The sequence below is a fragment of the Cellulophaga sp. genome (genome assembly GCF_039943695.1).
In the GTDB taxonomy this organism is placed as follows: domain Bacteria; phylum Bacteroidota; class Bacteroidia; order Flavobacteriales; family Flavobacteriaceae; genus Cellulophaga.
Genome location: NZ_JBDVAA010000058.1, coordinates 1 through 9,195 on the forward strand (window position 1 = coordinate 1; position 9,195 = coordinate 9,195).

The window sequence follows — 9,195 nt, forward strand, 5'->3', positions numbered from 1 at the left end:
GAGGCAGGTAAGTATGGAGCAGTGGGAGTAATTGTTAGGTCTGTTAACTTACGTTTAGATGATTATCCCCATACAGGTTCTATGAGTTATGGAGATACACCTGTAAAAAACAGAATTCCTGCAGCAGCAATTAGCACCAATGGAGCAGAGCTATTGTCTACAGCCTTAAAACTAAATCCAAAGACAAAGTTCTTTTTTAAGCAAAATTGTAAACAGTATAATGATGTACAATCTTATAATGTTATAGGAGAAATAAAAGGCAGTACTTATCCTAATGAAATTATTGTAGTAGGCGGACATTTAGATTCTTGGGATTTGGGTGATGGTTCTCATGATGATGGTGCAGGAGTGGTACAAAGTATGGATGTACTTCGTTTAATAAAGGCATCTGGTTACAAACCAAAACGTACCATAAGAGCTGTATTGTTTATGAATGAAGAAAATGGTTTGCGAGGAGGTAATAAATATGCAGAAGTAGCTAAAAGTAAAAGAGAAAATCACATTTTTGCTTTAGAAAGTGATGCTGGTGGGTTTTCGCCAAGAGGATTTTCTTTTGACTGTTCCACAGAGAATTATGAGCAGATAAATAGCTGGAGGAACTTATTTAAACCTTATTTAATTCACTTGTTTGAAAAAGGTGGTAGCGGAGCAGATGTTGGTCCGTTAAAAAAAGACAATATTGTTTTAGCAGGTTTGCGCCCAGATTCTCAACGTTATTTTGACCATCACCACGCAGCTAATGATACATTTGAGCACGTAAATAAGAGGGAGTTAGAATTAGGAGCAGCTACAATGACAAGCTTGGTGTATTTGTTTGATAAATACGGTATTGTATCATCAAAAAAGATAAAAGGATAATAACAAATTCTTAAACGTCTGGGCTTTTGTTAACAAAAAACAATGACTATCTTTGCGGCTCATAAAAAATAAGCGATATGCAAGACGGAATTTACGCAAAATTCAATACTACTAAAGGAGAAATTTTAGTAAAATTAACGCACGATAAAACACCAGGTACAGTTGGTAACTTTGTAGCCTTAGCAGAAGGTAACTTAGAGAACTCTGTAAAGCCTCAAGGAACACCATATTATAACGGATTAAAATTTCATAGAGTTATACCAGATTTTATGATACAAGGTGGTTGCCCATTAGGAACAGGTACTGGAGATGCTGGTTATAAGTTTGATGATGAGTTTCACCCAGATTTAACACATTCTGGTCCTGGAGTATTATCTATGGCTAATGCAGGTCCTGGAACAAACGGGAGTCAGTTTTTTATAACTCACATTGCTACACCTTGGTTAGATAACAAACACACAGTTTTTGGAAACGTAGAGAGCGGACAAGATGTTGTAGATGCAATTGCACAAGATGATACTATTGAAAGTTTAGAAATAGTTAGAGTTGGTGCAGAAGCAGAAAAATGGAATGCTGTTGAAGCTTTTAGAACTTTTGAAGGTTCTAGAGAAAAAAGATTAGCAGAAGAAAAAGCTAATGCAGAAGCAGAAATGGAAAAATTAGCAGCAGGTTTTGAGTCAACAGATTCTGGACTACGTTACAAAATTATTCAAACAGGTAGTGGAGCACAAGCAGAAAGTGGTAAAACAGTATCTGTACATTATGAAGGTTCTTTAACTAGTGGTCAAGTTTTTGACTCATCATACAAAAGAAACCAACCAATAGATTTTCAATTAGGAGTAGGACAAGTAATTCCAGGTTGGGATGAAGGTATTGCTTTATTAAAAGTAGGAGACAAAGCGCGTTTTGTTATACCATCTAATTTAGCATACGGTAGTGCAGGAGCAGGCGGAGTTATACCTCCAAATGCATCACTAATTTTTGATGTAGAATTAATGGATGTAAAATAGTTTTAAAAACTACTACGCATAATTTTTTTTAAGGCCTCTCTTTTCTAAAGAGAGGTTTTTTCGTTTATATAAAAAACTACCATTTACACTTACAGTAAGTAAAATAATATTTACAACAATTAGTACAGATAAAATAAGAAAAAAAGTAATCATACTTATATAGGTTAATTTGTTCAAATTAAGGTTTATACTTACATAACAATTATGTTGACAAAAACCCTACCAACTTTCTTCATATAACTTAGGGGGTGTTAATTATATGTACTTCTTTAGGTAGATTCACATTTGTTAAAAGGGTTGCGTAAAAAGTTAATTTAATTGTAATTTTTGCGTAATTTTGCATCTAATTGTAAGCAAATTAGGTGTTTAATAAAGTATTTGTTGGTATGAAAAGTAGTACGCTAGAATCATTAAAATATCCAATAGGACATTTTTCGTGTCCTACTGAAATTTCTATTCAGGAAATAAATAAATGGATAACTGTTTTAGAATCTTTTCCAGTTAAGCTTACAAATATTGTATTAAATTTAAATGAAGAACAATTAAATACACCTTACAGACCAAACGGATGGACGGTTATACAATTAGTGCACCATATAGCAGATAGTCATCACAATAGTTATACGCGTTTTAAATGGGCACTTACAGAAGATGCACCTGTTATAAAAGCATATGAAGAAAAAGATTGGGCTAATTTGGTAGATGCTTCTACATCACCAGTAATATTGTCTTTAAATTACATAACTGCACTACACGCAAAATTGGTTTATTTATTAAAGGGGTTAACAGATGATCAACTAAATAGATCTTTTATTCACCCTTATGGTAAAACAAAAGTTACAGTAGCAGAAAATATTGGTAGTTATGCTTGGCATAGCAATCACCACTATGCACATATAAAAAACTTATGTGAAAGAGAGGGGTGGTTTTAAATTACTTCCATTTAATATTACAACCTATACTTGGTTTTTGCTCCGGATTAATAAGCTCACCTTTGTATAAAGCATCTAAAGCATTTCTTAAGTCACTTCCGTTTAGTGGTATTCCGTTTCCTGGTCTAGAATCATCTAATTGTCCGCGATACACTAATTTTAAATCAGAATTAAAAAGATAAAAATCTGGAGTACAAGCAGCATCATAAGCTTTTGCTATTTCTTGGCTTTCATCATACAAATAAGGAAAACTGTACTTATTTTCTATAGCAACCTTTGTCATTAGGTCTGGAGCATCTTGCGGGTAGTTTATGACATCGTTACTTGAAATTGCAACAAAATTAAAACCCTTACTTTTATAATCATTAGCAATTTTTACAAGCTCTGGATTTACGTGAATTACAAAAGGGCAATGATTACAAATAAAGGCTATTACAGTCCCTTTTTCTCCTTTACAGCTATCTAAAACAATAAATGTATCTGTTGTAGTGTCTAAAAGATTAAAATTAGGAGCAACCGTTCCTAAAGCTAACATATTACTTGGTGTACGAGCCATTTTGTTTTATTTAAATGTAGCTGTTAAAATAACTATATTTGAATGGTAAAGGTAAAAATAATAGATATGAAAGAGCAAATTATGTGGTCAGATTTTTCTAAAATTGATATGCGTATAGGAACTATTATTGATGTTAATGATTTTCCTGAAGCACGTAACCCAGCGTATCAATTAAAAATAGATTTTGGTGAAGAAATTGGTGTTTTAAAAACATCTGCACAAATAACATTGCGTTATACTAAAGAACAGTTGCTAAACAGGCAAATTATGGCAGTTGTAAACTTCCCTAAAAAACAGATAGCTAATTTTATGAGTGAATGTTTGGTTATGGGAGCAGTAGAGGGTAAAGATGTAATATTATTAAGCCCTGACGCTAAAGTGCCAAACGGATTAAAAATAGGATAGTTACTTAACAAAAAAATCTCGAGTTGTTAGCCCGAGATTTTTATAGTTGATTAGAACTTTTACATCATTTTACCAAAATAAATGGCATTCATTAAAAGTTTGTTAGTGCCAAACCAAAAGGCTCTAAAATTAGTGTTATCTGTAAATAAAATAACTTGTCCTTTACCATAACCACTTGTCTTAAACGGAACACTATTTTTTAGCACAGCTAAATTTTCTTTAGAAATATAACCACTTAATAAAGGGTTGTTAGTGTATTGTATAGGGTTGTTATAACTATTCTTATCTGGAGTAATGTAAATGTTAGTATTCCTAAATAGTGGTAGTTTATCATTTTTATACCCGTAATTTATAGGATGAGAACGGTCTAGCTTTGCTTCAAAAATTGCACCACCGGTTACTTGTGCGCCTCTAAAATCTCTACGTTTATCAAAAGGAATATTTTTGGCTACAATAGCAGAATCCCTCTTAAAATCTATTTTTAAAAGCTCGTTAGAATTTAACCAGTATGCAGCATTTCTGTATCCTATTAAAGTGCCGCCAGCTTTAACCCAATCTTTAATTTTAGCAACAGAACTTTTGTCTAAAGCACTACCATAAACACTAGGTATAATAAGAGCTGTATATCTGCTTAAATCTACTCTAGAAAAATAATCTGTATCTAGTTTGGTAATTTTCATATTGTAACGCTGGTCAAACAAATGCCATATTTCTCCTGCATCTGCATAGGTTACACCACTACCAACTAGTAAGCCTACTTGTTGTTTTTTAATAGGATCAAACTCATTACTACCTAAATCTATTCCTTTAGTTAGACCTGTACCCACAGCAGTCACTTTTAAATTGTTTTCTTCTGCTATTTGAAGCATAAACTGTTGCATCTCTGCTTTATTAAGACGTTGGTTTTGTACAGGAACCATAATAGTACCATAATCATAGCTTTTACCCTCTACAGTAAAGGGCTCTTTACCAACTTTTACTCTAAGGCCAGCCTCTAAAATAGTATTTAATGCTCTAGGGCTGTAATACTCATTCCACTCAAATAAATAAGCGTAATTACTATTTCCTGTTAAGCTACCAATTAAAGGCTTAAGTTCTTTTATTTCCTCACCCAAATTACTAAGACTTGTAGTTTCTGTGTAATCTAAATTAAAAGCTAATGGGAATGTCCAGGCAGAAATATCATAAAATAAACTATCTGTAAATGTTGTTCTTTTTTCGAACATTGCATTTATAAGTTTATAATTTTTTTGGTTCATAGGAACAACATAACTAGCTCCTCTTTGGTAGTTTTTGCCGTTTATAGAAACATCAGTTTTTAAGTGGTTAAATTTAATGTTATGTCTTTTTAATATGTCTGCTAAGTGCCAAGTTTTAGAGGCGTCTTTATTGTCTCCAAAAATAATAGCTTTTGTTTTACTTTTTGCGGCTTGTGACTTAGCATTTTTATAAAATTGCTGCTGGTACCCCAATATTTTAGAACGCATATTATATGCAGCTTCTATTGTAGATAAGGCTGCTGTAAACTGGTTTCTAATTGTAAAAGGGAAAGTAAGTATACCATTTTCACTTTCTTGTACGTGGCCACGAGAACTACCTTGCTCAAATAAAATACCAATGCTACCGTTAACGTCAGGAAAAGTAGATCCTTTACCATAATAATAGTCATCATAATTTTCTTCAGAATAATATAAAGAACCAATTTTGTCAAAAGCTTTGGCGTGATACGTTCCAATTTCTGCTGTTAATTCTTGATTTATTTTTGGAGTTAATGGGTGTACTCTTGTAGGTTCTCCTGGTTGAAAAAAGAATGTTGAGTTTGTACCCATTTCATGATGGTCTGTTAAAATATTAGGCAACCATTTATGAAATGTGGTAATCCTTGCTTGACTTTCTGGTAATTGTACAGGTAACCAGTCACGGTTCATATCAAACCAATAGTGATTAGTACGACCGTTTGGCCAAGTTTCATGATATTCTCTATCATTACCATCTGGATTCAAATTTTTGCTTTTGTTGCTGTTTGCCCAATGTGCAAAACGTTGTATACCGTCTGGGTTAAAAGCCGGATCCATTAGAATAACTAAGTTATTTAGTTGTTCTTCAATTTCTTTGCCTTGTGCAGCTGCTAAATAGTAAGCATATGCTAAACCAGCATTTGCACCACTTGGCTCATTACCATGGATAGAAAAACCTTGGTAAACAACAATAGGTTGGTTGCTGGTATTTGCACTGCTATTTGTATTAGCAATGTGAGCTTGTCTTATGTTTTCTAAATTAGCTTGATTTTTAGCAGAAGTTATAGTTAATAATAATATAGGTCTGCCTTCATAAGTTTCACCTCTATTTTCTATAGTAATACGATCACTAGCCTTTGCTAATGCTTTCATATAAAACTGCAATTTATCATGAGATACGTGCCACTCACCAACTTCATGACCTATAATATCTATTGGTTTAGGAATGTTTGGGTTGTATGTTACGTTTTGTGGTAGGTAATAATTTAAGTCTAGTTTTTCTTGTGCTTGGTTTAGTTGAAACACTAGAAAGGCTAGTAAAAAAAGTCTTTTTTTCATAGGTGAGTTAGTTTTTGAAAATAAAAAAAGCGACCCTTTTAAAGGGTCGCTTAAAGATACATTTTTTTTAGAATTTAAATGTCGTCAAAGCTTACGTTTGTAAAGCTACTAGCTGTTGCAGTTTCTTCAACTACGTTAGAATGTTCTTCTTTTTTAAAATCTTTTTGGTGTCTGTCAGAAATTACTTCCTCACCTTTTTCTTCAATAATGTAGTCCATCATTTCATTTAAAATCTCTTTAAACGGAGTAAAATCTTCTTTATACAAGTAGATTTTATGTTTTTTATAATGGAAAGACCCATCATCATGTGTAAATTTTTTACTCTCAGTAACCGTTAAATAATAATCTCCAGCCTTAGTACTCCTCACATCAAAAAAATAAGTCCGTCTACCGGCTCTTAGTACTTTTGAATAAATCTCTTCCTGATCCATTAGTTCTTTTTCACTCATTGTTATAGTTATCTTGTTAGTGTAATGTTATCATAGTATTCCTCAAAAATGGAAAAAAAATAACTAATTGACAACATTTTTCTAACTTTCTTTCTCAGAGAGTTGACTATTATAAAGAGCTTTGTAATAGCCGTCTATCTCAAATAATGAGTTATGAGTTCCTTCTTGAACTACTTTTCCGTGATCTAAAATTATAATTTTGTCTGCATTTTTTGCAGAAGATACTCTATGACTTACTATTAGAGTAGTTTTGTTTTTAGACGCTGTTTTAAGATTGTTTAATATTTTTTCTTCAGTTTCTGTATCTACAGCAGAAAGGCAGTCATCAAAAAGGTAAATTTTAGGATCCTTTAGTAGTGCTCTGGCAATAGATACACGTTGTTTTTGGCCACCACTTAGGGTTATGCCTCTTTCACCCAATACAGTGTCGTACTTTTCTTTAAAGTTCATAATATTTTTATGAACAACAGCTTTTTTGGCTACAGCAATTATCTCATCATCTGTAGCATTCTCTTTACCAAATTTAATATTATCTTTTATAGAGTCAGAAAATAAGAAAGCATCTTGTGGTACAGCACCAATATTTTGTCTTAAACAATCTAGGTTTACATTTTTAATTGGAGTATCGTCTATAAGTATATTACCAGAAGAAACATCGTATAACCTAGCAATAAGGTCTAAAATAGTAGACTTTCCACTACCTGTTTTACCTATAATGGCTACTGTTTCTCCAGGATTTATAGTAAAAGAAACGTTGTTTAAAGCGGTAATGTTAGTATCGTCATAAGTGAAACTTACATTTTTAAACTCTATTTTACCATTAATCTCCATAAGATTAGTGACGGTATTTTTAATCTCAGGCTCTTCTTGTAAAAACTCGTTTATACGTTCTTGTGATGCTTCTGCTCTTTGTATTATAGACGTTAACCAACCAACAATAGCAACAGGCCACGTAAGCATATTTACATAAATAATAAATTCAGCAATAAGGCCAATACTTTCTATTTCTCCGTTTAAATATTGTTTACCACCAACATAAATAACAATAATATTACTAATACCAATTAGTAAAACCATTAGTGGAAAAAACCAAGCATTTATTTTAACCAAAGACATACTTTTATCTTTGCCCTCATTAGCTAAAGACACAAGTTCTTCATTGGTACGGTTTTCTATACCATATGCTTTAATAACAGATATACCAGAGAAAGATTCTTGTGCAAACGTAGAAAGTTTACTTAAAAACTGCTGTACAACCGTACTACGTTTGTGTATAAGTTTACTAATTTTATAAATTAAAACAGATAAAATAGGTAATGGTATAAGCGTGTAAATTGCTAGTGTAGGAGCTTTAGAATACATTATGGGTATTATGCAGGCAAACAATGTAATGGTGTTCATCCCATACATTAATGCAGGTCCGCAATACATTCTAACCTGACTAACATCTTCGCTAATCCTGTTCATTAAATCTCCAGTTCTATTCTTTTTGTAAAAATTAAGACTTAGTTTTTGGTAGTGGTCATACACTTCGTTTTTTAAGTCATACTCTATGTGTCTAGATACGTTTATAATGGTTTGTCTCATTAAAAAAGTAAAAAAACCAGATAATAAAGCAGCTCCTAAAATTATAAGTATATAGTCTAGTAAGTGCCCTTTAACTAATTCTATAGATATATTATCTTGATTAATAAATTCTTTTACAACATTAATAGATTTGTTTACGTAAGGAGGCATTACTAATGAAAATACACGTGCAATTACAGTAATAATAATACCAATAGTAAGTTTAAGCCAATATTTTTTAAAGTACTTATTTATATGTTTTAACTCTTTCATTTACTTTTAAGGATAGTGGTGTTGTACTAAGTTGGCAAAGATAGGTTTTTGAAGTATAACCTTATGTTATCATTATCATAAGATAAAAACTTACTACAATTGGTACATTTGAAAAATATAATAGTACTTTTGCAAAATATAATTTTTAACAAATTAAAGTTCTTTTTCAATGCTAACAAGAAGGCATATTAGGGTTAAAGTAATGCAATGCATCTACGCCCTCACTCATTCACAAGATGACACACTAGAAAAACAAGTAAAGTTTTTAAAGTACAGTGTGGATAGTATGTATACATTATACTTACTAATGTTAAGTTTGTTGGTAGAACTGCAAAAAAGAGCAGAAGAGCAAGCAGATATTACGGCCAAAAGTTATTTGGGTAACGTTTCTGATGCTTATCCAGACCGCAAAAAATTTGTAAACAATAAAGTGTTGTTGCAAATAGCAGACAACAAGTTACTACTTGAAGAATTGTCTAGTAGAAAATTAAATGACTGGTACTTAAACGAGGAGTACATTAGGTTAATTTACAAAGAGGTAATAGAAAGTGAATATTATACAACTTATAT

Annotated in this window: 8 protein-coding genes and 1 pseudogene; 5 read left to right on the forward strand and 4 right to left on the reverse strand. The window is 32.0% G+C overall.

Annotated elements, in window-relative coordinates:
• The 3 genes from ABJD66_RS04185 to ABJD66_RS04195 all read left to right on the forward strand — a co-directional run.
• Nucleotides 1-858: M20/M25/M40 family metallo-hydrolase (locus ABJD66_RS04185; RefSeq protein WP_348128577.1), on the forward strand; the 858-nt coding region annotated here is incomplete at its 5' end.
• 77 nt (nucleotides 859-935) lie between these two features.
• Nucleotides 936-1,868 carry a peptidylprolyl isomerase gene (locus ABJD66_RS04190; RefSeq protein WP_100895510.1) on the forward strand — a complete coding sequence of 311 codons (933 nt, stop codon included), beginning with the start codon at nucleotides 936-938 and terminating at the stop codon, nucleotides 1,866-1,868.
• A 386-nt stretch (nucleotides 1,869-2,254) separates the two neighbouring features.
• On the forward strand, nucleotides 2,255-2,800 hold the full coding sequence (locus ABJD66_RS04195) for a YfiT family bacillithiol transferase (protein WP_348128581.1): 546 nt from the start codon (nucleotides 2,255-2,257) through the stop codon (nucleotides 2,798-2,800).
• 1 nt (nucleotide 2,801) lies between these two features.
• On the opposite strand, the gene ABJD66_RS04200 is transcribed toward ABJD66_RS04195, so the two are convergent.
• The gene (locus ABJD66_RS04200; RefSeq protein ID WP_348128584.1) at nucleotides 2,802-3,356 is read right to left on the reverse strand and encodes a thioredoxin family protein; all 555 of its coding nucleotides are present in this window, start codon (nucleotides 3,354-3,356) and stop codon (nucleotides 2,802-2,804) included.
• 66 nt (nucleotides 3,357-3,422) lie between these two features.
• Between ABJD66_RS04200 and ABJD66_RS04205 the strand changes: the two genes are divergently transcribed.
• The gene (locus ABJD66_RS04205; protein ID WP_348128587.1) at nucleotides 3,423-3,761 is read left to right on the forward strand and encodes a tRNA-binding protein; all 339 of its coding nucleotides are present in this window, start codon (nucleotides 3,423-3,425) and stop codon (nucleotides 3,759-3,761) included.
• 59 nt (nucleotides 3,762-3,820) lie between these two features.
• On the opposite strand, the gene ABJD66_RS04210 is transcribed toward ABJD66_RS04205, so the two are convergent.
• From ABJD66_RS04210 to ABJD66_RS04220, 3 genes are all read right to left on the reverse strand, one after another.
• Nucleotides 3,821-6,337 (reverse strand): M14 family metallopeptidase, encoded by a 2,517-nt coding sequence (locus ABJD66_RS04210; protein ID WP_348128590.1) that lies wholly within the window; start codon nucleotides 6,335-6,337, stop codon nucleotides 3,821-3,823.
• A 74-nt stretch (nucleotides 6,338-6,411) separates the two neighbouring features.
• Nucleotides 6,412-6,786 carry a PUR family DNA/RNA-binding protein gene (locus ABJD66_RS04215; protein ID WP_100895513.1) on the reverse strand — a complete coding sequence of 125 codons (375 nt, stop codon included), beginning with the start codon at nucleotides 6,784-6,786 and terminating at the stop codon, nucleotides 6,412-6,414.
• A gap of 81 nt (nucleotides 6,787-6,867) precedes the next feature.
• Nucleotides 6,868-8,625 carry an ABC transporter ATP-binding protein gene (locus tag ABJD66_RS04220; RefSeq protein WP_303543590.1) on the reverse strand — a complete coding sequence of 586 codons (1,758 nt, stop codon included), beginning with the start codon at nucleotides 8,623-8,625 and terminating at the stop codon, nucleotides 6,868-6,870.
• A gap of 169 nt (nucleotides 8,626-8,794) precedes the next feature.
• On the opposite strand from ABJD66_RS04220, the pseudogene ABJD66_RS04225 reads away from it, so the two are divergent.
• Nucleotides 8,795-9,195 (forward strand): annotated as a pseudogene (locus ABJD66_RS04225) (antitermination protein NusB); the annotation flags it as partial.

Excerpts from the sequence above, each read along its gene's own strand:
- ABJD66_RS04190 (WP_100895510.1), top strand. The coding sequence starts at position 936 with ATGCAAGACGGAATTTACGCAAAATTCAATACTACTAAAGGAGAAATT.
- ABJD66_RS04195 (WP_348128581.1), top strand. The coding sequence starts at position 2,255 with ATGAAAAGTAGTACGCTAGAATCATTAAAATATCCAATAGGACATTTT.
- ABJD66_RS04200 (WP_348128584.1), bottom strand. The coding sequence starts at position 3,356 with ATGGCTCGTACACCAAGTAATATGTTAGCTTTAGGAACGGTTGCTCCT.
- ABJD66_RS04205 (WP_348128587.1), top strand. The coding sequence starts at position 3,423 with ATGAAAGAGCAAATTATGTGGTCAGATTTTTCTAAAATTGATATGCGT.
- ABJD66_RS04210 (WP_348128590.1), bottom strand. The coding sequence starts at position 6,337 with ATGAAAAAAAGACTTTTTTTACTAGCCTTTCTAGTGTTTCAACTAAAC.
- ABJD66_RS04215 (WP_100895513.1), bottom strand. The coding sequence starts at position 6,786 with ATGAGTGAAAAAGAACTAATGGATCAGGAAGAGATTTATTCAAAAGTA.
- ABJD66_RS04220 (WP_303543590.1), bottom strand. The coding sequence starts at position 8,625 with ATGAAAGAGTTAAAACATATAAATAAGTACTTTAAAAAATATTGGCTT.